This is a genomic window from Pseudomonas oleovorans subsp. oleovorans (genome assembly GCF_002197815.1).
GTDB classification, from domain to species: Bacteria; Pseudomonadota; Gammaproteobacteria; order Pseudomonadales; family Pseudomonadaceae; genus Aquipseudomonas; species Aquipseudomonas oleovorans.
The window spans coordinates 1-24,282 of the sequence record NZ_NIUB01000050.1 but is presented as its reverse complement, the minus strand read 5'-3'; the positions used below and the strand labels follow the sequence as shown (position 1 = coordinate 24,282).

Annotated in this window: 16 protein-coding genes and 9 pseudogenes; 4 read left to right on the top strand and 21 right to left on the bottom strand. The window is 64.2% G+C overall.

Going from position 1 to position 24,282, the window contains the following annotated elements; genetic code table 11:
* Positions 1 to 15: 15 nt before the first annotated feature.
* From astB to gspE, 18 genes and pseudogenes are all read right to left on the bottom strand, one after another.
* The gene (astB, locus tag PSOLE_RS21160; RefSeq protein WP_074860091.1) at positions 16 to 1,362 is read right to left on the bottom strand and encodes an N-succinylarginine dihydrolase; all 1,347 of its coding nucleotides are present in this window, start codon (positions 1,360 to 1,362) and stop codon (positions 16 to 18) included.
* Positions 1,362 to 2,825 (bottom strand): succinylglutamate-semialdehyde dehydrogenase, encoded by a 1,464-nt coding sequence (astD, locus tag PSOLE_RS21155; RefSeq protein ID WP_074860088.1) that lies wholly within the window; start codon positions 2,823 to 2,825, stop codon positions 1,362 to 1,364. Before astD ends, astB begins: the two co-directional genes overlap by 1 nt.
* A gap of 63 nt (positions 2,826 to 2,888) precedes the next feature.
* Complete coding sequence (gene astA, locus PSOLE_RS21150; RefSeq protein ID WP_074860086.1) at positions 2,889 to 3,905, bottom strand: arginine N-succinyltransferase; 1,017 nt, start codon at positions 3,903 to 3,905, stop codon at positions 2,889 to 2,891.
* A gap of 81 nt (positions 3,906 to 3,986) precedes the next feature.
* On the bottom strand, positions 3,987 to 5,003 hold the full coding sequence (aruF, locus tag PSOLE_RS21145) for an arginine/ornithine succinyltransferase subunit alpha (RefSeq protein WP_017677548.1): 1,017 nt from the start codon (positions 5,001 to 5,003) through the stop codon (positions 3,987 to 3,989).
* 125 nt (positions 5,004 to 5,128) lie between these two features.
* On the bottom strand, positions 5,129 to 6,349 hold the full coding sequence (locus PSOLE_RS21140) for an aspartate aminotransferase family protein (RefSeq protein ID WP_074860084.1): 1,221 nt from the start codon (positions 6,347 to 6,349) through the stop codon (positions 5,129 to 5,131).
* A gap of 410 nt (positions 6,350 to 6,759) precedes the next feature.
* On the bottom strand, positions 6,760 to 7,740 hold the full coding sequence (gene argR / locus PSOLE_RS21135; protein ID WP_074860081.1) for a transcriptional regulator ArgR: 981 nt from the start codon (positions 7,738 to 7,740) through the stop codon (positions 6,760 to 6,762).
* A gap of 55 nt (positions 7,741 to 7,795) precedes the next feature.
* Positions 7,796 to 8,560: an ABC transporter ATP-binding protein gene (locus PSOLE_RS21130; protein ID WP_074860079.1), complete on the bottom strand. Its 765-nt coding sequence runs from the start codon at positions 8,558 to 8,560 to the stop codon at positions 7,796 to 7,798.
* A 28-nt stretch (positions 8,561 to 8,588) separates the two neighbouring features.
* The gene (locus PSOLE_RS21125) at positions 8,589 to 9,287 is read right to left on the bottom strand and encodes an ABC transporter permease (protein ID WP_074860077.1); all 699 of its coding nucleotides are present in this window, start codon (positions 9,285 to 9,287) and stop codon (positions 8,589 to 8,591) included.
* Complete coding sequence (locus tag PSOLE_RS21120; protein ID WP_017677553.1) at positions 9,284 to 9,973, bottom strand: ABC transporter permease; 690 nt, start codon at positions 9,971 to 9,973, stop codon at positions 9,284 to 9,286. The genes PSOLE_RS21125 and PSOLE_RS21120 overlap by 4 nt, the downstream gene beginning before the upstream one ends.
* A gap of 172 nt (positions 9,974 to 10,145) precedes the next feature.
* The gene (locus PSOLE_RS21115) at positions 10,146 to 10,919 is read right to left on the bottom strand and encodes an ABC transporter substrate-binding protein (protein ID WP_017677554.1); all 774 of its coding nucleotides are present in this window, start codon (positions 10,917 to 10,919) and stop codon (positions 10,146 to 10,148) included.
* Positions 10,920 to 11,464: 545 nt separating this feature from the next.
* A complete protein-coding gene (locus PSOLE_RS21110) occupies positions 11,465 to 11,992 on the bottom strand; it encodes a type II secretion system protein M (protein ID WP_371920562.1) in 528 nt (175 codons plus the stop codon).
* The gene (gene gspL, locus PSOLE_RS21105; protein WP_074860074.1) at positions 11,992 to 13,131 is read right to left on the bottom strand and encodes a type II secretion system protein GspL; all 1,140 of its coding nucleotides are present in this window, start codon (positions 13,129 to 13,131) and stop codon (positions 11,992 to 11,994) included. The genes PSOLE_RS21110 and gspL overlap by 1 nt, the downstream gene beginning before the upstream one ends.
* Positions 13,128 to 14,109, bottom strand: a pseudogene (gspK, locus tag PSOLE_RS21100) (type II secretion system minor pseudopilin GspK). Before gspK ends, gspL begins: the two are co-directional and overlap by 4 nt.
* A pseudogene (gspJ, locus tag PSOLE_RS21095) lies at positions 14,106 to 14,780 on the bottom strand (type II secretion system minor pseudopilin GspJ). Before gspJ ends, gspK begins: the two co-directional pseudogenes overlap by 4 nt.
* A 179-nt stretch (positions 14,781 to 14,959) precedes the next feature.
* Positions 14,960 to 15,346: pseudogene (gspI, locus tag PSOLE_RS21090) on the bottom strand (type II secretion system minor pseudopilin GspI); the annotation flags it as partial.
* Between the two features lie 91 nt (positions 15,347 to 15,437).
* Positions 15,438 to 15,860 (bottom strand): type II secretion system major pseudopilin GspG, encoded by a 423-nt coding sequence (gene gspG / locus PSOLE_RS21085; protein WP_088339346.1) that lies wholly within the window; start codon positions 15,858 to 15,860, stop codon positions 15,438 to 15,440.
* Between the two features lie 3 nt (positions 15,861 to 15,863).
* Positions 15,864 to 17,081, bottom strand: a pseudogene (xcpS, locus tag PSOLE_RS21080) (GspF family T2SS innner membrane protein variant XcpS).
* Positions 17,082 to 17,207: 126 nt separating this feature from the next.
* Positions 17,208 to 18,499: pseudogene (gene gspE / locus PSOLE_RS21075) on the bottom strand (type II secretion system ATPase GspE); the annotation flags it as partial.
* A gap of 31 nt (positions 18,500 to 18,530) precedes the next feature.
* Here gspE and PSOLE_RS21070 point away from each other — a divergent pair.
* Positions 18,531 to 19,357 (top strand): annotated as a pseudogene (locus PSOLE_RS21070) (type II secretion system protein GspD); the annotation flags it as partial.
* Between the two features lie 725 nt (positions 19,358 to 20,082).
* Here PSOLE_RS21070 and PSOLE_RS21065 read toward each other — a convergent pair.
* On the bottom strand, positions 20,083 to 21,786 hold the full coding sequence (locus PSOLE_RS21065) for an amidase (protein WP_074860070.1): 1,704 nt from the start codon (positions 21,784 to 21,786) through the stop codon (positions 20,083 to 20,085).
* 215 nt (positions 21,787 to 22,001) lie between these two features.
* Here PSOLE_RS21065 and PSOLE_RS21060 point away from each other — a divergent pair, with 215 nt between their 5' ends.
* Positions 22,002 to 22,358, top strand: a complete 357-nt coding sequence (locus tag PSOLE_RS21060) for a DUF7079 family protein (protein ID WP_003461909.1) — start codon at positions 22,002 to 22,004, stop codon at positions 22,356 to 22,358.
* 143 nt (positions 22,359 to 22,501) lie between these two features.
* On the top strand, positions 22,502 to 22,891 hold the full coding sequence (locus tag PSOLE_RS21055; RefSeq protein WP_074860068.1) for a GFA family protein: 390 nt from the start codon (positions 22,502 to 22,504) through the stop codon (positions 22,889 to 22,891).
* Between the two features lie 6 nt (positions 22,892 to 22,897).
* Here the strand turns inward: PSOLE_RS21055 and PSOLE_RS21050 are convergent.
* A pseudogene (locus tag PSOLE_RS21050) lies at positions 22,898 to 23,601 on the bottom strand (class I SAM-dependent methyltransferase).
* Positions 23,602 to 23,649: 48 nt separating this feature from the next.
* Between PSOLE_RS21050 and PSOLE_RS23965 the strand changes: the two are divergent.
* Positions 23,650 to 23,817, top strand: a pseudogene (locus tag PSOLE_RS23965) (AI-2E family transporter); the annotation flags it as partial.
* Between the two features lie 340 nt (positions 23,818 to 24,157).
* Here the strand turns inward: PSOLE_RS23965 and PSOLE_RS23960 are convergent.
* Positions 24,158 to 24,282 (bottom strand): annotated as a pseudogene (locus PSOLE_RS23960) (IS1595 family transposase); the annotation flags it as partial.

Below are 24,282 nucleotides of genomic sequence, written 5' to 3'. Positions count from 1 at the left end.
GAATCGAGGTCAGGTTCAGGCTATCTGAAAAGGATAGACCGAGCCCAGTTTAAGGATCTGCGTCAGTTCATCCAATGCCGTGCGGCACTCGATCAACAATTGCGGGTCGGCCAGGTCGGCTTCGCTCAAGCGGTCGCGGTAATGCTTGTCGACCCAGGCCACCAGGGTATCGTGCAGCGCGTCGCTCATCACCACGCCAGGATTGACCGCTGCCAGTTCCTGCTCGTTGAGCGCCACGCGCAGGCGCAGGCACGCCGGGCCACCGCCATTCTGCATGCTCTGCTTGAGGTCGAACACGCGCACCTCGCGGATCGGCCCGCCGCTGGCCGTCAGCTGCTGCAGATAGCGCCAGACGCTGGCATTGTTCCGGCATTCCTCCGGCACCACCAGCAGCATGCTGCCGTCGGCACGGCTCAGCAGTTGACTGTTGAACAGGTAGGAGCGCACCGCGTCCTGCACGCTGACAGCAGAAGCTGGCACGCATACGGCCTGGAAGTTGCCGCCACGACGAGCCAGCTTGTCGCCCAGCTCGGCCAGCACCTTGTCGGTTTCGAGGAAAGCATCCTGGTGATAGAACAGCACCTCGCCGTTACCCACGGCGATCACGTCATTGTGGAACACGCCCTGATCGATCACCGCCGGATTCTGCTGGGCGTAGACCACACCCGCCTCGCTTAGCCCATGCAGACGGGCCACCGCCTGGCTGGCCTCAAGGGTCTGTCGCGCCGGATAGCGCGCCGGCGCCGGATAGCGAGCGTCGAAGGCGCTGCGCCCGTAGACGAAGAACTCCACCCCGGCGTCGCCATAACCCTTGCAGAAGCGCGTGTGGTTGGCTGCGCCCTCGTCACCGAACTGCGCCACTGCCGGCAGCGCCGGGTGGTGAGCGAAGTGCGCCGGGTTGGCGAACATCGCCTGCAGCACGCGACTGGTGGTCGGGTGCTCGATGCTACGGTGGAACTTGCAGTTGAGGTTGGCCGCGGTGAAGTGCACGCGCCCGTCCGCCGTGTCGGCGCCAGGGCTGACGGTGCAGGCATTGGCCGTCCACATGCTCGAGGCCGAGCAGCTCGCCACCAGCAGCGGCATGGCCTCGCGGGCAGCACGCTGGATTACCTCGGCATCGCTGCCGGTAAAACCCAGGCGACGCAATTCAGCGACGGCGGGACGCTCCTGCGGGGCCAATACGCCCTGCTTGAAGCCCATGTCCATCAGCGCCTTCATCTTCGCCAGGCCCTGCTTGGCAGCCTCCTTGGGGTTGGATGCCGCCTGACTGTTGCTCTGCGAAGCCACGTTGCCGTAGGAAAGCCCGCCGTAGTTGTGAGTCGGCCCGACCAGGCCGTCAAAGTTCATCTCATAGGCGGCCATTACAGGGTCACTCCCGGAGTCAGGGTCGCGGGCAGGCTCAGGCTGTCGCTTTCCAGCCCGGCCACCGGGTAGGCGCAGTAATCTGCCGCGTAGTAGGCACTGGCGCGGTGGTTGCCCGACGCGCCGATACCACCGAACGGCGCGGTGCTGGCAGCGCCGGTGAGCTGCTTGTTCCAGTTGACGATGCCGGCGCGGCTATGCAGCCAGAACTGCTCGAAGCGCGCCTTCGAGTCCGACAGCAGGCCAGCGGCCAGACCATAAGCCGTGGCATTGGCCTCGGCGATGGCCGACTCGAAGCTGTCGTAACGGATCACCTGCAGCAGCGGACCGAAGAATTCTTCGTCAGGACGGCCGCTCACGGCCGTGACATCGAGGATGCCGGGCGTCAGCAACGCAGCATCGGCCTGCGGTTGCGTCATCGCCAGCAGCGCCGTAGCGCCGCCGGCCAGCAAGTCCTGCTGGGCCTGCATCAGCTGCGCGGCGGCCTGTAGGGAAATCACCGAACCCATGAACGGCGCCGGCTGCTCGTCGAAGCGACCGACCTTGATCTGCCCGACGACCTGTACCAGGCGCGCCAGCAGCGCATCGCCCCACTCCCCTTGCGGCACCAGCAGACGGCGCGCGCAGGTGCAGCGCTGGCCAGCCGAGATGAACGCGGACTGGACGATTGTGTAAACCGCAGCATCGACATCCGCGACCTGATCGACGATCAGTGGGTTGTTGCCGCCCATCTCCAGCGCCAGGATCTTGTCCGGACGCCCGGCGAACTGGGCGTGCAGCAGATTGCCGGTGCGGCTGGAGCCGGTGAAAAACAGCCCGTCGATACCGGGGTGGCCAGCCAGGGCGACGCCGGTTTCGCGACCACCCTGCAACAGGTTGAGCACGCCCTCAGGCAGCCCGGCCTCGATCCAGCATTTGACCGTCAGCTCGGCCACCTTCGGCGTCAGCTCGCTGGGCTTGAACAGCACACAGTTACCGGCCAGCAGCGCCGGCACGATATGGCCGTTAGGCAAGTGGCCGGGAAAGTTGTAGGGGCCGAACACCGCCACCACGCCATGCGGCTTGTGCCGCAACACGGCAGTGGCGTCGCCCAGCGGGCCGCTCTTCTCACCGGTGCGCTCGCGATAGCTCTGAATGGAAATGGCTACCTTGCCCACCATGCTGTTCACTTCGGTGGCAGCTTCCCACAATGGTTTGCCGGTCTCCTCACCAATCGCCCGGGCCACTTCGTCGGCATGCGACTTCAGGCAGGCGGCGAAACGCTCCAGCACGGCGATGCGGCCATCCAGCGAATGCGCCGCCCACAACGAGAAAGCGCCACGCGCAGCGGCAACGGCTGCATCGACCTGCGCAGCGGTGGCGCCCTGGCCCTGCCAGAGCACGGCCTGGCTGACCGGGTCGAGCGATTGCAGCGACTCGCCCTGACCGGGCTGCCACTGACCTGCGATGTAATGAGTGTTCATCTTGTTTTACCACTCCCAGCATTTTCCAGCGGCCGGCTTGGGCCGCCGCGCAAAACCAATAACTCAGCGGTGCGCCGCCAACGGCACGGCGCGCACCTGATCACCCGCGGAAAGGCGCAGACGCTTGGCCGTCAGCGGATCGACCACCAGGGTGCCGGCTGCCAGACGCGCAGGCGCAGCAGTGATACGGCAGTCCTGGCGCTTGCGGTTATGCACCAGGAACGGCTCGGCATCATCACCCGGCGTACCGATGGCCAGCACCAGATTCTGGCTGCCCTGCACGGCGCGGATCTTCGCGGTTTCCGCCTCGATAGCCGGGCCCGCGTCGAAGATGTCGACATAGCCCTGGTAGCTGAAACCCTCGGCCTTGAGCATGGCCAGCGCCGGTTCGGTGTCCGGGTGCACACGGCCGATCACGGCACGTGCATCCTCGGACAGAAAGCAGGTATAGAGCGGAAACTTGGGCATCAACTCGGCGATGAAGGCCTTGTTGCCGACGCCGGTGAGGTAGTCCGCCTGGGAGAACTCCATCTTGAAGAAATGCCGACCGAGGCTTTCCCAGAACGGCGAGCGCCCACGCTCGTCGGACATACCGCGCATCTCGGCGATCACCTTGTCGCCGAACAGCTCGCGAAACTCGGCGATGAACAGAAAGCGCGCCTTCGACAGCAGGCGGCCGTTGAGGCCGCTGCGGTGATCGGCATGCAGGAACAGCGAGCACAGTTCGGAGTTGCCGGTCAGGTCGTTGGCCATGAACAGCGTCGGCACCTGGCGATGGATGTTCAACTCCTGAGAAGCGCTGACGGTCAGGCCGACCCGGTAGTTGTACCAGGGCTCGCGCAGGCCGACGGCGCCGGCCACCGCAGAAATGCCCACCACCTTGCCGGCATCGTCTTCGAGGACGAACAGGTAGTCGGCATCGGCACGTTCGGCCTCGCCACGAAAAGCCTTCTCCGCCCAGCCGACCCGATGTGCCAGGCGCTCCTCGTTGGCCGGCAGCGTGGTCAGGCCAGCGCCGGTGCTGCGAGCCAGGTCGATCAGGGCCGGCAAGTCGGCACTGCGCACGGGACGAACGATCATAAAGCCTCCAGATTCCTCAAGAGCGCCGCCGGCACTCTCCTCTGCCCTTGAAGGGCGCCCTCTCCAGCCGGAGAGAGCCTGTTAAACCGCTACCAACCTGACGCTGGCGCCTTCGCCGACACCCAGGGCCTCGGCCACCTGTGCGCTGAGCACCACAGGCTTGCCCGGCACCCAGTCGAGATCGGCGACGATGGCGCGGAAATCCTGTAGTTGGCCGTTGCTCACCAGATACTGGCGCCCGCCCGCCTCGGCCTCGCCGATCTTCACCGGCACCAGGCGGCTCTGCGCGATGCTGCGGATGCCCGAGGTACGCGCATGCAGGGTCGGGCCACCGTCGAAGATGTCGATGTAGTGGTCGGTCTCGAAGCCTTCGCGCATGAGGATGTCGAAAGTGATCTGCGCACGCGGATGCACCTGGCCCATGGCCTCCTGCGCCTCGTCGGAGAGCAGCGGCACATAGATGGGGTAATGCGGCATCAGCTCGGCGAGGAAGGTGCGGCTCTTCAACCCGCACAGGCGCTCGGCCTCGGCGTAGGTCATGTCGAAGAAGTTGCGCCCCAGCGCGTCCCAGAACGGCGAATCACCGTTCTCGTCGCTGTGACCGACGATCTCCACCACCACGGCATCGGCGAAACGCTCTGGGTGACCGGCCATGAACAGCAAGCGCCCGCGCGAATTGAGCTCGGCGAATACGCTGCTGACCAGCGGGCGCTCGACGTAGAAGCTGGTGAGCAGGCTGTTGCCGGTCAGGTCATGACACAGCGACAGCACGTGGATCTTGTTGTGGATCTTCAGCTCACGCGAGTTGTGCACGAAGGTTTCGTTGCGAAAGCTGTAGAAGGGCTCGGAATATCCCGCCGAGGCGACGATGGCGGAACAGCCAACCAGGCGGCCGCTCTCGGTGTCCTCGAGGACGAAGAAGTAGCTCTCCTCGCCGTTGAAACTGACCTCGGCGGCGAATGACGCATCCGAGGCGGCGATCTTGTCGCCCAGCCGGTCTGCATCGTCCGGCAATGAAGTGACACCTACCGGGCTGTCAGCAGCCAGTCGCTGCACTTCGGCCAGGTCCGCCATTTGCGCAGGGCGCATCACCAGCATGGGTCACTCCTTCTAAAACACGGAATCTATAGGACTCGCAGCCAGGGTCAGGCGAACAACCGTGGGAGGCGCTTCAGCGGCGATTGTCGCGGCTAAAGCCCCTCCCACAGTCAGTCAGCAAGGACTCAGGCGGCCGTCAGTTTGCTCAGCGCACGTTCGAAACGAGCCAGGCCTTCGTCGATATCGGCATCTTCGACCACCAGGCTCGGAGCGAAACGCACCACGTCCGGGCCGGCCTGCAGAATCATCAGACCCTCGGCAGTAGCGGCATCGAGCACCTGCTTGGCCTTGCCCATCCACGCCTCGTTGAGTACGCAGCCAAGCAGCAGGCCCATGCCACGTACCTGCTCGAACAGACCGTACTGCTTGCCCAGAGCCAGCAGGCGCGTCTTGAACTGCTCGCTCTTGGTCTTCACACCGTCCAGTGTCTGGCGGGTGTTGACGATATCCAGCACCGCCTCACCGACTGCACAGGCCAGCGGGTTGCCGCCGTAGGTGGTGCCGTGGGTGCCGGGCGAGAAGTGCTTGGCCAGGTCAGTGGTGGTGAGCATCGCCGCGATGGGGAAACCACCGCCCAGGCTCTTGGCGCTGGAGAGAATGTCCGGCACCACGCCGTAATTCATATAAGCGAACAGCTCGCCGGTACGGCCCATGCCGCTTTGTACTTCATCGAACACCAGCAGCGCATTGTGCGCGTTGCACAGCTCGCGGGCGCCTTCAAGATAGGCCTTGTCGGCGGGCAGCACGCCGCCCTCGCCCTGCACAGGTTCCAGCACCACGGCACAGGTCTTGTCGGAAATGGCGGCTTTCAGCGCGTCCAGATCGTTGTACGGCACATGGGTGATGCCCTGGATCTTCGGCCCGAAACCGTCGGAGTATTTCGGCTGACCGCCAACGCTGACGGTGAACAGAGTGCGGCCGTGGAAGCTGTTGGTGGCCGCGATGATCTCGTGCTTTTCCGGGCCGAAGCGGTCATGGGCAACACGACGCGCCAACTTGAACGCGGCCTCGTTGGCCTCGGCGCCGGAGTTGCAGAAGAACACGCGCTCGGCGAAGGTCGCTTCGACCAGCTTCTTGCCCAGACGCAGGGCCGGCTCGTTGGTGAACACGTTGGAGATGTGCCACAGGGTATTGGCCTGCTTGGTCAGCGCCGCGACCAGTGCCGGGTGGCAGTGGCCAAGCACGTTGACGGCGATGCCGCCGGCGAAGTCGATCAGCTCTCGACCACTCTGATCCCAGACTCGCGAACCCAGGCCGCGCACGGGGACGAAGGCAGCAGGGGCGTAGTTGGGGACCATGAACTGGTCGAAATCGGCGCGTTGCACCGCATCGTGCTGAACGGACATCAAAGCTCTCCTGATGAGAAATACCGGCCGCAGAGAGGCGACGAAGCGCCCGAAACGACAGGGAATACAAGGATTGTAGGGACTGAATCGGGGCAGGCATTGTCGCCATGCGACAACTTCTTACAGCGCCACCCCAGGTTTTCCGCGGGTTTTCGTCCAAGCGACAGAAAGCGTCGGAAAGGCGCAGTTTAATCGCAGATCGCCGCCTGGAGCACGCCACAGGAAAAAATCTCCGCAGGCTGACCGATCGGTATCGAAAGTCCTGCCTGCGTAGCCCGGATGCAATCCGGGACTGACACCCGATCGCCCCGGATTTCATCCGGGCTACTGCAGTGTAGGAGCGAGCTCTGCTCGCGAAGCTTTGGCGTTACCCCCCGGTTCGCGAGCAGAGCTCGCTCCTACAAGACGGATCAACCGCGCTCGACCGGCGTCGACGTCAGCTCGAAGGGGCTGTTGCTGCGGCGTTGGTTGCGATCGTCGCGCGGCGTGGCGCCGAAGAAGTTGCGGTAGGCGCTGGAGAAGTGCGGACCCGAGGAGAAGCCGCAGGACAGGCCGATCTGGATGATCGACTTGCTGGTCTGCATCAGCAGCTGCCGCGCCTTGTTCAGGCGCAGTTCCAGGTAATACTGGCTGGGCACGCGGTTGAGGTACTGCTTGAAGATGCGCTCCAGCTGACGACGCGATACGCACACGTGCTGGGCGATCTCGTCGGTGGTCAGCGGCTCCTCGATGTTGGCTTCCATCAGCAGCACGGCCTGGGTCAGCTTCGGATGGCTGGAGCCGAGGCGATTCTGCAGCGGAATGCGCTGACGCTCACCGCCCTCACGAATGCGCTCGACTACCAACTCCTCGCTCACCGCACCGGCCAGCTCGGCGCCGTGATCGCGCGCCAGCACGGCCAGCAGCAGATCGAGCACGGCCATGCCGCCGCAGGCGGTCAGGCGATCACGGTCCCAGTCGAACAGATGGCTGGTGACGATGACCTTGGGGAAGCGCTCGGCGAAGTCGTCCTGCCAGCGCCAGTGCACCGCCGCGCGGTAACCATCAAGCAGACCGAGCTGCGCCAGCGGATAGACCCCAGCAGACAGCCCGCCAATCACACAACCGCTGCGCACCTGCTGCTTGAGCGCAGCGGCCAGCCCGGCAGACACCTGCGCCGGCGGCACATCGGCCAGCAGGAACAGCTTGTCCAGGCCGTCCATATGCCCGGCCCAGGGCTCGCCCGGCAGACGCCAGTCACCGGCCGCCAGCGGCTCAGCCTGGAGAAACACCAGCTCGTAGACCACTTCCGGATGCACCCGCTGGGCGACACGCAGGGCTTCCTCTGCCAGAGACAACGTCAAAGCCTTGGTGCCGGGCCAATAGAGAAAGCCGATTCGATGGGGGGTCATTAGCGTCTATTCAATGGGTTCAACGCACCAGTTAAGTGCGCAGTCTAGCTTCTTATTATTTGAGACTGCCGGAAAGAAACTGCTTGAGCCGCTCGGATTGCGGATTGGCCAGCACTTCCTTCGGGCAACCGCGCTCTTCCACCAGCCCCTTGTGCAGGAATACCAACTGGTTCGACACCTCGCGGGCAAAACCCATTTCGTGGGTCACCACCACCATGGTACGGCCTTCACCGGCCAGGTCCTGCATCACCTTGAGCACTTCGCCGACCAGCTCCGGGTCGAGCGCCGAGGTCGGCTCGTCGAACAGCATCACTTCCGGCTCCATCGCCAGTGCGCGGGCAATGGCCACGCGCTGCTGCTCGCCACCGCTCATGTGCGCCGGGTAGGCGCCCTTGCGGTGCGCCACACCGACCTTGGCCAGATAATGCTCGGCCTTGTCACGGACTTCGGCCTTGTTCATGCCCAGCACATGCACCGGCGCTTCCATGACGTTCTCCAGGGCGCTCATGTGCGACCACAGGTTGAAGTGCTGGAACACCATGGCCAGGCGCGAGCGCATGCGCTGCAGTTGCCTGGCATCGGCTGCACGCAGCGAACCATCCTTGGCCGGCACCAGCTTCAGCTCTTCGTTGTTGAGCAGGATCTTGCCGGCGTGCGGCTGTTCCAGCAGGTTCAGGCAGCGCAGGAAGGTGCTCTTGCCCGAGCCGCTGGAGCCGATGATGCTGATCACATCGCCCGCCTTGGCCGCCATCGACACACCCTTGATCACTTCATGGCTGCCGTAGCGCTTGTGCAGGTCCTGAACTTCGAGTTTGTACATGTTCGGGTTCTCTTGAATCGTCATGGCATCAGCCCTTGCGCGGGGCCATGTAGACCAGCCAGCGGCGCTCGGCCAGCTTGAACAGGCGCACCAGAATGAAGGTCAGCGCCAGATAGAACAGGCCGGCGGTGATGAAGGCTTCGAACGGCATGTAGTACTGCGAACTGACGGTACGCGCCGCGCCAGTGATATCGATCAGGGTCACGATCGACGCCAGCGAGGTGGTGTGCAGCATCATGATCACTTCATTGCTGTACTGCGGCAGCGCACGGCGCAGCGCCGACGGCAGCAGGATGCGCCGGTACAACTTGGCTCGCGACATGCCCATGGCCTTGGCCGCCTCGATCTCACCCGGCGGCGTGGCCTTGAGGCTGCCGGCGAGGATTTCCGCAGTGTAGGCGCTGGTGTTGATGGCAAACGCCAGGCAGGCGCAGAAGGTCGCGCTGGAGAAATACGGCCACATGAAGCTGTCACGAATGAACTCGAACTGGGCCAGCCCGTAATAGATCAGAAACAGCTGCACCAACATCGGCGTGCCGCGAATCACGTAGGTGTAGAGCCAGGCCGGGAAGTTGACCCAGGGCGATTTCGACACCCGCATCAGTGCCAATGGCAGCGCCAGGCTGAGGCCGAACGCCAGGGAGATCAGCAGGATTTTCAGGGTCACCAGCACGCCGCCCCAGTACAGCGGCAGGTTCTCCCAGATCATTTGATAGTCGAAGATCATAGGTCAGCCACCTTGGTACCCACCGAGTAGCGCTTCTCGAGGAAACGCAGCGCCAGCAAGGAAACGCTGGTCAGCACCAGATACAGCCCAGCCACCGCCAGGTAGAAGGTGAACGGCTCACGCGTCGCGTCGGCCGCGCTCTTGGCCTTGAACATCATGTCCTGCAGGCCAACCACGGAAATCAGCGCGGTGGCCTTGGTCAGCACCAGCCAGTTATTGGTGAAACCGGGAATGGCGAAACGGATCATCTGCGGCACGAGAATGCGGAAGAATACCTGCATCCCGCTCATGCCATAGGCCGCACCGGCTTCCGCCTGCCCCTTGGGGATCGCCATGAAGGCACCGCGGAAGGTCTCCGACAGATAGGCCCCGAAGATGAAGCCCATGGTGAACACGCCAGCGACGAAGGGGTTGATGTCGATGTAATCGTCATAACCGAGCATCGGCGCGATACGGTTCACCATGTCCTGGCCGCCGTAAAAGATCAGCAGGATCAGCACCAGGTCGGGAATCCCGCGAATCACCGTGGCGTAGGTATCACCCAACGCCGCCAGCCAGCGGATCGGCGACAGACGAAAGGCCGCACCCAGCAGGCCGAGGAAGATCGCCACTGCCATGGACGTCAGCGCCAGAAGCAGGGTGAGCCAGGCACCATCGAGAATGGTCGAGCCGTAGCCTTGAAGCATGCGCTAATACCTCTCAGGCACCCCAGGCGCCGCCTAGCACAAAGAAAATTCATGTCGCTCACGCGACGGGCCGCAGGTTGAATACCCGGATTGGTATTTAACGACCCCGCAGAACCAAGAAAAAAGTGGCACAACCTCAAAAGGTTAGTGCCACTTCATCTATCTGGGACGCTTACTCGCCGTAAACGTCGAAGTCGAAGTACTTGTCCTGCACTTCCTTGTATTTGCCGTTGGCGCGGATGGCCAGGATGGCGGCGCTGATCTTGTCGGCCAGCGCCTTGTCACCCTTGCGCACGGCGATGCCCTGACCTTCGCCGAAGTACTTCACGTCGGTGAAGTCCGGACCGGCGAACGCGAAGCCCTTGCCTGCGTCGGTCTTGAGGAAACCGTCATCGATGTTCACCGAATCGGCCAGGGTGGCGTCCAGGCGGCCGGACTGCATGTCCAGGAACACTTCGTTCTGCGAGCTGTAGCGCACGACTTCAGCGCCAGCCGGGGCGAAGATGTCGGTGGCGTAGCGGTCATATACGGACGAGCGCTGCACGCCGATCTTCTTGCCTTTCAGGTCGACCAGCGGGTCCTTGATCTCGGTACCGGCCTTCATCGCCAGCTTGGCCGGCGTGGCGTAGTACTTGCCAGTGAAGTCCACGGACTTCTTGCGGTCTTCGGTGATCGACATAGAAGACAGCACGGCGTCGAACTTGCGCACTTTCAGGGCCGGGATCAGGCCGTCGAATTCCTGCTCGATCCACTTGCACTCGACCTTCATCTCTTCGCACAGGGCGTTGCCGATGTCGTAGTCGAAGCCGGCAATCTGGCCATCGGGAGTCTTGAATGCGAAGGGCGGGTAAGCCGCCTCGATGCCGATGCGCAGCGGCTTCTCGGCCATGGCCAGGGGCGACATCAGGGACAGCGCCAGGGCGCCAAGCAGTGCGATCTTCTTCATTCTTTGCTCCTTCGAATTGGGTATGACATCGATGGCAGTGAGGGGCCCGGGCCTTTTATGGATTGTAGAAGGCGGTGCTGCGCTGTCGTGGTGGACAAGCGACAAAGGGGCCTTGGCTGGGTGTGCGGCATTCTAGCGGCAGGCAATGAGGCGATATTTCCTCAATGCGACAACTAATTACAGAAGCACCAGAAGCGCCGGGCGCAGATATTGACAGCCCGCAAAAGGAGTGATCAAGCAAAAAGCATAAACGGATATCTACAGCAATACTCAGGCCATCAATCAGCAAAAGCCCGTTTCATGGGCTTCAACGCCGCTTTCGTGTGTCATCCAGTGTTGTAAATGGCACCGTATCGGCGCACCAACGTTCCCTAACCGCCCAATCGGGTGCGCGCTGTTACCGTGGCGCCATGCAAACCGTAGGGTGCGCATCGGTACACGACCACGCACTGGAGTAGCCGTCATTCCCGCGAAGGCGAGAAACCAGGCGTTACGCAACACCTGGGCTCCCGCCTTCGCGGGAGTGACGATCAATAGCGCACGAGTCACTCACCCACACGCAAGCCAAGCCGCGCTATCACATGGTTTTCCTCGGCGCGGGCCAGCCCGGCTTCCTCAACGCGCACGCCCTGCTCTTCCAGCGCCTGAATCCAGCGCAGCAACTGAGCGAACGCCACCGGCTGCAGGTTGACCTGCACCGCACCAAAACCCTCGGTATCCAGACGCTCGATCACCAGCCCCTGCTGCGCCGCACTCGCCGTGACCACGCCCTGCAGGCGCGCCGGGTCGAGGCTGGCGCGTGGCTGCAGGTCGCGCCCCTGCACCTGTGGCGCACGGCTCTGCATATAGGCGAACAGGGCGCACTGCTCTTCGAACGCGGCACGTGCGGCCTGAGCCTGACGCTGCACCGGCTGCCACAACGCCAGATAGAACAGCACCAACAGCAGGAAAACGCTTAGCGCCAAGAGTGCCAGACGATCACGTGCCGGCAGCGTTTGCCAGCGTTGCGCCAGCGGCGAACGCTGCCAGTGCAATTGCAGACTTTCGCTCAACCCCGTCCTCGACATGCCCATCATCCTCCTATCAGCACGCGTGCACTGACACCCTCGGCTTCACGGCTGGCCGAGCCCATCTGCACCGACAGGCCGGATTCCTCCAGACGCTCACGCAAACGCTCCAGCTCGGCAAAACCCGGCGCCTGCAATTGCAACGACAGATCGCCACGAGTCGCGCTGTAATCGAGCTGATTGACCTGCACCAGCGCTGCGCCATCGGCCTGCAGCGCCGCCGCTACTTCGGCCAGCAGGCCCAGCACCGGACTATCGCCGCCCGTGGACTGCGCCAGATGTTGATCGAACTGCGCACGCAGGTTGATCAGCTTGCTGTCCTGAGGAAACAACTCGCGGTACAGCGCCTCGCTGGACGCGGCATAAGCATCGGCTTCGCGCTGCAGGTACCAGCCCTGCGCGAAATTGAAGCCCCACTGCAGCACGAGGCACAGTGCCAACACCCCCGCCAGCGGGCGCCAACGCCGCCAACTGTCACCACTCTGGCGCAGGGCGAACTCCCCCTGAGCCAGATCGACGCCGTTGCCCTGATGCACCAGCCATTGATGCGCGTCCTCCAGCAGATGCACCTCATCCACCGGCTCGGGCAGCACCTGCCCAGCTGGCGCACTGGCGATGCATGGCGATGGGCAACGGCCTGCCAGCGCTGGCCAGTCCTCAGTCTGCAAAGCCAGGCGCCAGGGCGCCTCGCCACCGAGCAACCAGCGCGACTGCAACCAGAGCAGCTGACTGCCCTGGCGTGGCAGCAGATCGGCATCGACGCGAATCGCCTGCGGCGGTTGCGCCGCGCACAGGGCCAGGCACTCGCGCAGCCAGCTGGCGCGCAGCGCATAGACGCGGTGACGGCCATCGGCCAGTTGCTCACCCAGCGCCAGGTGCATCAACTCGACATCTTCGGCCAGCAGTTCCTCCACCGCGAACGGCAGCGCCTGGCGCATCCAGCGCGCCTTCTGCGTCGGCAGTTGCACGGCGCAGGCGGTGACCGCCTCAACCGGTAGCACCAGTTGCCAGTGTGCCGGCAAATCGGCCAGGGCCTCGGCCAGACCGAGCGTGCGACTGCCGTCTGCCGTGACGCGCTGCACGGATAGATCCGCTGAGAGCGCGTGGCACGCCTCAGGCGGCAGAAAAATCCATGTCGGGTTCATTCTTGTTCTTCCTCGATGGGCCGTGGCGGCATACCGCCCTGCCCCAGTTCACGCGCCAGGACACTGACCTGGCCATCATTGCTGCGCTGCAGCAGGCTACGCAATACCACCCGGCGTTCACCCAGGTTCACCCAGGTTCACCTCGCTGAACACCTCGAAATACCGGCTGCCGACCGCCAGCCCCTGCACCACCTGCTCGCCCAGGCCGGCAAGCGCAGGCTGGGCAGCGAAGGCCGCAGCGCTGGGATAGCCTTCGGCGCCGCGCCCGGCAATCAGCGACATGGCCGCATCCGGGCTCAAGCCGTCGGACAGACTGGAGAGCACCATCGCGCTGGCCGTGTTGACGTTGAGCAGCGCCTCGCTCGGCAGCGCACTGACGAAGGGCAGTAAGCGCCGGTAGTCGGCCTCCTCCATCTCCAGCAGCAGGCGCAGTTCGGACACATCAGTGATCTCGCGATTGGCCGTCCGGTAAGGCGGTGTCGCCAGCAGGTACTGGCCGTCCTCGGCGCCATTGCTGCCCTGCAACTCACTGTCGCTATCGAGCCAGTCCAGCAGGCGCTCGGCATAGGGTTTATCGATGCCCAGACGCGACAGCAGGTGGCGCAGGCGCAGCACCGCCAGCTCGTTGGGCCGCCCCTGGCGCACCAGGCTGTTGAGGTTGAAGCGGCCGTTGGGGTCGACGATGCGTACCCGTAGCTCGCCGCCTTCATCCAGCGGGAACGTCAACGGCCTGGCCCAAGGTTCCAGCAGGTGATCAACCGGCTGACGTGGATCGCCATGGCGCAAGTCGCGCTCGAGCATCGCCTTGGCCAGCGTCTCGCCCCCCAGGGCGTAGTGCCAGGCCTGGGTCACGTGCAACTGGTTGGCGCTGCTGCGGATCGACAGCTGCTGACGGGCGATCAGCCCGGCACACACCACCGTGACCACGGCGACCACCAGCAGCACGGTGATCAACGCCACCCCCTTCTGCCGCTTCATGATTGCGGCACCTCGTTCAAATCCTCTGGCGGCGCGCCGGCAGCGTTCTGCGCCGGCAGATCGGGCAGGCGCAGCAGACGGCGCAATTCGCCATAGTGGCGATGCTACAGGCGCAGTTCCACAGCGCGCGGCAGCTCGGTGAGCAAACCGTCGCCAGAGGCATTGGCTGGCGGCCAGTCAGGCTGCCACTGGCCATCCTTGTCCAGATAACGCAGGCTCAATGACTCGACGCCATCGAGCGCCTGCTGGATCTGCGGCGTGCTGTCCTGCGCGCGATCCAGCACGCGCCAGTAACGCCGCTGCCACTGTTCACCACTGAGCTGCCAACGCACCCGCTGCACCTCGGCACACGGTTGGCCGAGCGGGTTGCGCCAGCCGACGCGACTCAGCTCCAGCGCCGTGGCATCAGCCAGATCGCCGTGCAGCGCCGGCTGGGCATCACCGAAAGCATCGCGAATCGGCCGTACCGTCACCTGGCGCAGATCGCGCTCGAAGGCTGACAGGGCGCGGGTCAACTCGCGCAACTGGCGTTCGTGCTCGCGGGTGACGGCATCGGCGCTGAGCACGCTGTCGAGCATGCGGTAGGTGGCCAGGCCCAGCAGGGCGAAGATGGCAATGGCAATCAGCAGCTCGAGCAGGGTAAAGCCGCGCTGAGCGCTCCAACACATCATGGAGCCCCCAGAAAACCGCTGAGGGTCACCAGTTGGTAGGGTGGGCTTTAGCCCACCAAGGCTGGCCGCTGTTGGTAGGCTGAAGCGGAGCGCCGCCCGGCCCATCCTACGGGCTGGAGCGAGCGAAATGGCGTCGCCACGGATTCGCGAGCAGAGCTCGCTCCTACGAAGGAGGCAGATCACTGCGGCGCCCCCAGGAAACCGCTGAGGGTCACCAGCGCCCGCTCACGCAGATCACCGCTGGCACCGCGTTCTTCAGCGGCAACCCACAGCGTCACGCGACGCATGGCCGGCTCGCTGGTGGCCTGGATTTCGCTCTGCCACGACCAGCGACGACCGGCGAACTCCACCTGGCCCTGGTCGCGGCCATCAGCCGGTGGCGTGTCGGCCAGTTACAGCTCGGTCAGTCGGTTGTCCGCCACCCACATGGCCAGGGTCTTGTTCTCAAGCTGGCTGGCCGTACGCACGCTGCGTGCGCTGGCAGTCAGCACGCTGGCGGCAATCAGGGCGAAGATGGCCAGGGCCACCAGCAGCTCGATCAGGGTGAAGCCACGCTGCGCCTTTACCGTAGGAGCGAGCTCTGCTCGCGAACATGAGCGATGTCGAACGCTTCGCTCGCGACGCTCGCTCCCACAGGCGAACGACGGCATGGTCGGGTCAGAGATCCCAGTTGCCGATATCGGCGTTCAGGTCACTGCCACCCTGCTTGCCGTCGGAGCCAAGCGAATACAGATCGAAGGCGCCCTTGGTTCCAGGTGCCAGGTACTGATACGGGTTGCCCCACGGATCGATGGGCAGGCGCTTGAGGTAGCCGTCCTTGTTCCAGTTCTTCGCTTGTGGGTTACCACTCGGCTTGCTCACCAGCGCCTCCAGGCCCTGCTGGGTACTGGGGTAGTTGTGGTTGTCGAGCTTGTACATGTCGAGCGCGGCGCCGATGGCGCGGATGTCGTTCTGCGCGGCGGTGACCTTGGCCTGGTCCGGCCGGCTCATCACCAGCGGCACCACCAGCGCCGCCAGAATGCCCAGAATCACCACCACCATGATTTCGATGAGCGTGAAGCCCGCCTGAGATTTTCTCACCTGCTATCCCACCATTTGGTTCAAAGAAAGAATAGGCAGCAGGATGGCCAATACGATCACCAGCACCACTGCCCCCATGAATACCAGCATGAACGGCTCGAACAAGCCGACCAGCAGAGCGATCTGTGCACTGAGGTCGTTCTCCTGATTCTTCGCCGTGCGCGCCAACATCTGATCCAGCTCACCGGAGCGTTCGCCGCTGGCGATCATATGCAACATCATCGGCGGGAACTGGCCGGTGGCCTCCAGCGAGCGGGTCAGGCTGCCACCTTCGCGCACCTTCTGCGCCGCCACCAGCACCTCGCCACGGATCACCCGGTTGCCGATCACCTCGCCGGCAATCGCCAGCGCCTCCACCAGCGGCACACCACTGCGGGTGAGGATCGCCAGGGTCGAGGCAAAACGCGTGCAATCGGTGGCACGCCCGAGCCGTCCGACCAGCGGTATGCGCAGCAGAAATCGATGCCAGCGCAGCCTGAACGTCTCGTCACGCAGGGCTGCACGCAAGGCGACGACCGTCAGTATCAGCGCCACCAGGGCAACCAGCCCTCAGGCCTTGACCCAGTCGCTCAGGGCGATCAGCCCGCGTGTCAGCGCCGGCAGGGTCTGCCCCGAGTCGACGAATACCTTGACCACGTCCGGCACCACGTAGCCGAGCAGAAAGCCGACGATCAGCAAGGAGGCGCACATCAGGATCACCGGATAGAGCAACGCCAGCTGCACCTTCTGCCGCGACTGCTGGCGCTGTTCGGTGTAGTCGGCCAATTGCTCCAGCACCGGACCGAGGTGCCCGGCATGCTCACCCGCTGCCACCGTGGCGCGGTACAGCTCGGGAAAAGCGGCCGGAAATTCCTTCAGACTGCCGGCCAGGCTGTGGCCTTCCAGCACGCGGGCACGTACCGCCAACAGCATGCCCTGAATACGCGAATTGGTGGATTGCGCGGCAGCCGCGCGCAGCGCCTCTTCGATGGGCAGCGCCGCCTGGATCAGCGTCGCCAACTGGCGAGTGACCAGCGCCAGATCGCGCGCCGACAGACCACGTACAAAACCCAGGCGCGCCTGGCCACTGTCCTGCTCGCGGCTGCGCGTGGCCTTGACCTCCAGCGGCGCCAACTGGCGCTCGCGCAACAACTGGCGCACCTGGCGCGCACTGTCGGCTTCCAGCACGCCTTTCTGCTGGCGGCCGCGCCCGTCCAGGGCGATATATTCAAAGGCAGCCATTGGCAAATCGCTCCGACTGTAAATAATGTAGGAGCGGCTTCAGCCGCGATTCACAATCACGCGCGGCCGAAGCGGAATGCCGCCCAGCCGCTCCCACAAGAGCCAATGCCAACATCCCACTCGCCATCATTCCTCTCGCGTCACGCGCAGCACTTCCTCGACCGTGGTCACCCCTTCCAGCACCTTGCGCCGGCCATCGTCACGGATGCTCGGGCCCAGCGTGCGGGCATGACGGGTCATGTCCTGCTCGGAAGCACGGCTGTGCACCAGAGTGCGCATGGTTTCATCGAAGACCACCAGTTCGTAGATGCCGGTACGCCCACGATAGCCCTGTTGATGGCAATGGGCGCAACCACGGGCGTGGTAAAGCGTCGGCGGCGAACTGGCCGGCACACCGAGCAGCGCGCATTCGGCCTCATCGGCCGCATAGGGTTCCTTGCACGACGGACACAGCACCCGCACCAGGCGCTGGGCCAGCACGCAGAGCAGCGATGACGACAGCAAAAAGGGCTCCACGCCCATGTCCACCAGACGGGTGATGGCGCCAATGGCGCTGTTGGTGTGCAGCGTCGACAGCACCAGGTGGCCGGTCAGCGAAGCCTGCACGGCGATCTCGGCGGTTTCCTTGTCGCGGATCTCGCCGACCATCACCACGTCCGGGTCCTGGCGCAGGATGGCGCGCAGGCCGCGGGCGAAGGTCATGTCCACCTTGGTGTTGACCTGGGTCTGGCCGATGCCTTCGAGGTGATACTCGATGGGGTCTTCGACAGTGAGGATGTTGCGCGTGTGGTCGTTGAGGCTGAGCAGGCTGGCGAACAGCGTGGTGGTCTTGCCCGAGCCGGTGGGGCCGGTGACCAGCAGGATGCCGTGCGGCTTGCGCACCGTCTCTTCCATGAGCTTGCGGTCCTCGGCGCGCATGCCCAGGTGCTGCAGAGACAGGCGCCCGACCTGCTTGTCGAGCAGACGCAGCACCACCCGCTCGCCGTTGGCCGAAGGCAATGTGGACACACGAATGTCCACCTCGCGCCCGCCGACCTTGAGCGAGATGCGTCCGTCTGCGGCACGCGCTTCTCGGCGATGTCCAGCCGCGCCATGACCTTCACCCGCGAGACCAGCAGCGCCGCCAACTCGCGCTTGGGCTCGAGCACCTCACGGAGGATACCGTCGACGCGAAAGCGCACCACCAGGCGCTTCTCGAAGGTTTCCAGGTGAATGTCGGAGGCGTTTTCCTTGATCGCTTCACCCAGGATGGCGTTGATCAGGCGGATGATCGGCGCATCGTCCTCCTGCTCCAGCAGGTCTTCGGTTTCCGGCACCTGATCGGCCAGCGAGGCCAGATCGAAACTGCCGCCGATGTCCTCGGCCAATTGCATGGAAGCGGAATCGTGTTGATAGGCCGCACCCAGCACCTGGGCGAACTCCGGCGCACTCAACACCTGCAGCGGCAGCGGCGGCAGCGGCGGCCTGGGCGGGTCAACTTCGCCGGCACCGGTCTGTCGGTGGGCAGCGTGCTGCAGATCCTGCAAAGTGACGAAATACCGGAAGACCTCACCCTGCCCGACGGCGCTATCATCGGCATCGGCAGCGACCGCTTCGGCGCACTGATCACCGCACTCTCGGCCAACAGCAAGAGCAACCTGCTGTCCACGCCGAGCCTGCTGACACTGGACAACCAGAAAGCGGAAATCCTCGTCGGGCAGAACGTGCCCTTCCAGACCGGCTCCTACACCACCGACGCCTCGGGTGCCGGCAACCCCTTCACCACCATCGAACGCCAGGACATCGGCGTGACCCTCAAGGTCACGCCAAGCATCAACGAAGGTGCCACCCTGCGCCTGGAGATCGAGCAGGAAATCTCCTCCATCGCCCCCAGCACCGGGCGCAACGCCCAGGCGGTCGATCTGGTGACCAACAAGCTCTCGATCAAGAGCATCATCCTCGCCGACGACGGTCAGGTGATCGTGCTTGGCGGGCTGATTCAGGACGACGTCACCCAGGCCATCTCCAAGGTGCCACTGCTGGGCGACATTCCTTTGCTCGGTGGGCTGTTCCGCTCCACCCGCGAATCTCATATCAAACGCAACCTGATGGTCTTCCTGCGGCCGACCATCGTCCGCGATGGCGCCGGCCTGGCTGCACTGTCAGGCAAGAAGTACAGCGACATTCGCATCATCGGCAACGGCGGCCCGGACAACGGCCGCCCCAGCATCCTGCCCAGCACCCCAAGCCAGCTGTTCGACGGCCAAGGCGCACCGGCGGTGGATTTGCGGCAGTAACGATAGGGCGTCATCTCGTGGGCGGGTGTAATCCGCCGCAATGGCAATCGCGGGTTGCACCCGCCCTACGCGCTGAATTGTGGAGCACCACAAACCGTGGGAGGCGCTTTAGCGGCGACAGGCTCTACAGCTGTCGCGGCTGAAGCCCCTCCCACTGAGCCAGCACGGCTTGCCTCCCCTCTTCAATTCACAGGTGACCGATACATCGTAGGGCGGGTGAAACCCGCCAGAATGGCGATGGCGGGTTGCACCCGCCCAACGCGCTGAATTGTGGAGCGCCACAAACCGTGGGAGGCGCTTTAGCGGCGACAGGCTCTACAGCCGTCGCGGCTGAAGCCCCTCCCACTGAGCCAGCACGGCTTGCCTCCCCTCTTCAATTCACAGGTGACCGATACATCGTAGGGCGGGTGAAACCCGCCAGAATGGAGATGGCGGGTTGCACCCGCCCTACGCGCTAAATTGTGGAGCGCCACAAGCCGTGGGAGGCGCTTTAGCGGCGACAGGCTCTACAGCAGTCGCGGCTGAAGCCCCTCCCACTGAGCCAGCGCGGCTTTCCCCCTCTCCCGTTTACGGGAGAGGGGCCGGGGGAGAGGGCTGGATCGATGTGCCTCTGTAGAGCGAGCTCTGCTCGCGAAAAGCGGTTCGCTAGCGACGCTCGCTCCTACACAACTGTCGGCCAAGCCTTTTCGCGGCGAGGGCGCCGCTCCTACAGCCCTTGCGGGCACTCACCCCAACGCCGGCGTACGCGGCGGCACCAGGCGTTTGCTGCCGGTCGACTCATAGGCGGCCGCCAGTTGCAGCAGCGCCGAATCATCATAGGCACGGCCGGCGAAGGTCAGGCCCACCGGCATGCCGATATCAGCCATCACGCCCATCGGCACGGTGACGGTCGGCACGCCCAGGTGACGGATCGCCAGGTTGCCATTGGCCACCCACACACCGTTACTCCAGGCGATATCGGCGGATGCCGGGTTCACGTCGGCATCCGCCGGGCCCACGTCGGCCACGGTGGGGAACAGCACCGCATCCAGGCCCAGTTGATCCATCCAGTCTTCCAGATCGATCTTGCGCGTGCGCTCCAGACCGCGCAGGCCGTCGGGCAGCGTAGCGATCTGGTCCCAGGGTTTGATCCCACGCTTGGCCATATTGACGTACTCGTCCATGCCCGCCGCCAGGTCGCCCTCGCGGTTCGGCAGGGTGCCGGGGTCGTGCGGGAAGATCTGCGGGCCATCGACATCGGCTAAACGATTGAGCTTGGGATCGCCATTGGCCTGCAGGAAATCGTCGAATGCCCAGCCGCTCAGCTCCCACAGCTCGTCATGCAGGAACTCGGGCGTGACGATGCCGCGATTGAACACGGTCGGCGCACCGGGGCGATCACCTTCACAGTTGGACACCAGCGGGAAGTCGACTTCCACCACCTCGGCGCCGGCCGCTTCCAGTGCCTGGCGCGCCGCTTCCCACAGGGCGATCACCGTCGGCCGGGTGTGGATGCGCTGGCCGGTCGGGCCGCCAATGCCCGGATTCTCGCTGGTGCCAGCGGCTTCGTCCTTGTTGATGAACATCTTCGGCACGCCAAGGCGCTTACCCTTCAACGCATCGGCCTTGGCCGCCAGCGCCAGGTAGGACGCGGGACGCACCTCCGAGGCTTTCGGGATCGGCACCCAGGGCTGCAAACGCCACAGGTCGCCGCGGCTGTCGGCATCGTCGGCCACCACCACATCGAGCACTTCCAGCAGGTCGGCCATGGTCCGGGCATAGGGCACCACCACGTCCATGGTCGGCGTCAGCGGCCAGTTGCCGCGCACCGAGATCACCCCGCGCGACGGCGTGTAGGCGCACAGCCCGTTGTTCGACGCCGGGCCACGCCCGCTGGACCAGGTTTCCTCGGCCAGACCAAACGCGGAGAAACTGGCGGCGGTTGCGGTGCCGGCACCATTGGACGAGCCCGAGGCGAACGGGGCCGTCAGGTAATCGGCGTTATACGGGCTTTCGGCGCGGCCATAGACACCGCGCTGCATGCCGCCATTGGCCATCGGCGGCATGTTGGTCTTGCCCAGGCAGATGGCGCCGGCCGCGCGCAGGCGCTCGACGGTGAAGGCATCGCGCTGCGCCACCAGATCCTTGAACGCCGGGCTGCCGGAGGCCGCTGTCAGGCCCTTGACCAGGTAGCTGTCCTTGGCGGTGTAGGGAATGCCATCGAGCGGGCTCAGCGTCTCGCCGCGAGCGCGGCGCGCATCGGAGGCCTCGGCCTCCTTCAGCGCGTCGGGATTGCGCACCACCACCGCGTTGAGCCGGGTCGGCGTATCCGCGCCGTCGTAGGCGTCGATACGCGCCAGATAGGCCTTGACCAGTTCGACCGCAGTAGTGCGGCCGGACTCCAGCGCCGCGCGCAGCTCGGCAATGGAAACTTCGGTTACCTCGATCATGGTGTCATCACTCGCAGATAGCGGGCCGCGTCTACGGCCACGGATACGAAAACAGCGCTTGCACGGTCGACGCTCACGGGCAGATTCAGTCATGCAACTATGTGCCCGATGATACATCCCACCAGGCCTTCGCAGCAGCCCGCGCCAATGGCCAGGATGCGCGCCAGCCATTACATTCTCGCCACCGATTACGCTGCATTGGGCAGAGCAGGCTTATGACCCGCGAAGAACGCATTTATCTGTGGTCGGCGCTATCGGACGTATTCGTCGACACCGAAGTCGACTACGGATACATCGCCCGTCAGGTGGCAGGTTTCGACCGTGCCACAGTACAAGCCGCCTTCTACCAGGACGTCGCTCCCGCGTGCTACTCCAACATGCTCGCGCCCATCCCACCGATCTGGACAGGCTTCGACAGCGCCTGGCTGAGCGCAACCATCGAGCAAGCCCAGGCAGCGCGACGGAACTCCACCCTGCGCCGTCTGCGCGACCGACTCTTCATCGCCTACCTGCGCCGCGCCCTGAAGCCGGAATGGGCGAAGATCGAGCAGGAACTTGATCTCGAACCGTAGGAGCCCGCTTGCGGGCGATGCTTCTATCAGGATCGCCCGCAAGCGGGCTCCTACAGAGTCATCGTACTGCTCTTAACTGGCGAGCATCACACCATCCCCTGCGATGTTCTCAGTCCCTGCACACGAAACAGGAGAACATCGCCATGCCCCACCTCACCGGCGGCTGCCTCTGCGGCCAGGTGCGTTTCGAAACCAGCGGCCAGCCTTATCGGGTCGGCGTGTGCCACTGCATGGACTGTTGCAAGCACCACGGAGCCCTATTCCACACCTCGGCGATATTCCCGCAGGACGCGGTGAAGGTAGAGGGCGAAAACGACCAGTACGCCCGCCGCGACTTCTGCCCGCACTGCGGCTCGCCGGTGTTCGCACGCTCGGGGGATGAAGTCGAGGTGAACGTCGGCTCGCTGGACGAACCGAACCAGTTCACCCCCACCTACGAACTCTGGACCATCCGCCGCGAAGCCTGGCTACTGCCCTTGCCCTTCGAACGCCACTACCCAGGCGACCGCGACCGCCGCACGCGTCACGAGTAGAACCGCTCAAGCATCGGCTGCGCGCCGGCTTACCCAGCCGTGCATCAGCCCGGCCTGGAAAAACTGCACCGGCGCATCGAAACCGGCGGCCTGGATGATGCCAGCCACCTGCTGCGCCGGTAACACCGCCACGTCACGGGCGTAGGCTGCACGCGCACGTTCCAGCATCTGCGCATCGACCCCGGCCGCAGCCATCAGCGTCATCCAGCCAGGCAGCAGTACCTCGTAGGCCGGCGACTGGATATCCGCCGCCAGGTCGACACTGGCCAGCAGCCCGCCGGGTTTCAGGCGCTGCGCGATCTGGTCGAAGAACGCGCTACGCACTGCCGGTTCGAGCAGAAACTGCGACACCAGAAAGCAGGTAGCGCCGTCGTAGGCCGCCCCAGGCGCCGGCGTATCCAGATAGCCCTCGTGAAAGTCGCACCGCTGGGCAAAGCCACCGTGCTCCGCGCGCTGACGGCACACATCGAGCATCGCCCGGACGGGTCGAGCGCGGTGAAACGCCAGCCCGGAAAGCCCTCGGCCATGTGCGCGATTTCCGCCCCCGTGCCGGTGCCCACGCAGAGTATCCGCGCGTCGGCCGGCAGGTCGATGAACAGCGCATCGAGCAGCAAATACAGCGCCTCACGAATCGGCGCCATCCCCGCCCATTGCTTGTCGTAGCCCGCCGCTTGTTGGTCGAACAGCGCCTTGATTTCCTCGTAACGCATGGCCATGCCTCCTTCGAAGGATCGCCCTCACGCCTTCCAGCATCCCAGATCGGCAAAGACACCCGCATGCCCGACTACCTGATCCTCATTTCCACCCTCGGCGGCCTGGCCCTGCTGGGTCTGAACGGCTTCGTGATCGGCCCGCTGGTGGCGGCACTATTCGTGGCCAACTGGAATCTGTTCGAGGCGAAGAAAAAGGTCAGGTTGCCGGATTGAGCCAAGCGAGGCAAATGTCAGCCTGTGGCATGGCACGGCGGACAATTGGTCGCCTTTCGCTATGTCGGCGTATCTGGCTGAGCGCCTCCCAAGCAACGCGCGCATCGAGCGGATGGAGGGGCTTTCTCACTACTCCTGCCTGTATGCCGCAGCGCCGATGATTTGTGAGCGTCTCGCCAGCGAGTAATGTTGGGTGGCTTGGCGACTCAACTACTGCCCTCGCAAGCGATTTTTGACGCACCGAGACCGAGAGCAGCGAAGCCAAAGAGGACGCATCTGATATGGTTTTCCGCGGCTGATCTGAGTCTTTTGGGGATTGGATCAGTGCCTTTATAAAGGGCTATGTCTGAGTTAACTGTTGCATATCCCTATACCCCAACGCCTCTTTCAAGCAAATCAATGGGTTGAGCTGTGTTTTGTAGCGCTCAAGCAGGCGGCGCCAGCCCAGATAGTTCGTTAGGTACT

Bases quoted from the DNA above. Each gene is read 5' to 3' on its own strand.
- PSOLE_RS21115 (WP_017677554.1), bottom strand. From the start codon at position 10,919: ATGAAGAAGATCGCACTGCTTGGCGCCCTGGCGCTGTCCCTGATGTCG.
- astB (WP_074860091.1), bottom strand. From the start codon at position 1,362: ATGGCCGCCTATGAGATGAACTTTGACGGCCTGGTCGGGCCGACTCAC.
- astA (WP_074860086.1), bottom strand. From the start codon at position 3,905: ATGATCGTTCGTCCCGTGCGCAGTGCCGACTTGCCGGCCCTGATCGAC.
- gspL (WP_074860074.1), bottom strand. From the start codon at position 13,131: ATGAACCCGACATGGATTTTTCTGCCGCCTGAGGCGTGCCACGCGCTC.
- PSOLE_RS21125 (WP_074860077.1), bottom strand. From the start codon at position 9,287: ATGATCTTCGACTATCAAATGATCTGGGAGAACCTGCCGCTGTACTGG.
- PSOLE_RS21110 (WP_371920562.1), bottom strand. From the start codon at position 11,992: ATGGGCATGTCGAGGACGGGGTTGAGCGAAAGTCTGCAATTGCACTGG.
- PSOLE_RS21065 (WP_074860070.1), bottom strand. From the start codon at position 21,786: ATGATCGAGGTAACCGAAGTTTCCATTGCCGAGCTGCGCGCGGCGCTG.
- PSOLE_RS21130 (WP_074860079.1), bottom strand. From the start codon at position 8,560: ATGTACAAACTCGAAGTTCAGGACCTGCACAAGCGCTACGGCAGCCAT.
- astD (WP_074860088.1), bottom strand. From the start codon at position 2,825: ATGAACACTCATTACATCGCAGGTCAGTGGCAGCCCGGTCAGGGCGAG.
- PSOLE_RS21060 (WP_003461909.1), top strand. From the start codon at position 22,002: ATGACCCGCGAAGAACGCATTTATCTGTGGTCGGCGCTATCGGACGTA.
- PSOLE_RS21055 (WP_074860068.1), top strand. From the start codon at position 22,502: ATGCCCCACCTCACCGGCGGCTGCCTCTGCGGCCAGGTGCGTTTCGAA.
- PSOLE_RS21120 (WP_017677553.1), bottom strand. From the start codon at position 9,973: ATGCTTCAAGGCTACGGCTCGACCATTCTCGATGGTGCCTGGCTCACC.
- aruF (WP_017677548.1), bottom strand. From the start codon at position 5,003: ATGCTGGTGATGCGCCCTGCGCAAATGGCGGACCTGGCCGAAGTGCAG.
- argR (WP_074860081.1), bottom strand. From the start codon at position 7,740: ATGACCCCCCATCGAATCGGCTTTCTCTATTGGCCCGGCACCAAGGCT.
- PSOLE_RS21140 (WP_074860084.1), bottom strand. From the start codon at position 6,349: ATGTCCGTTCAGCACGATGCGGTGCAACGCGCCGATTTCGACCAGTTC.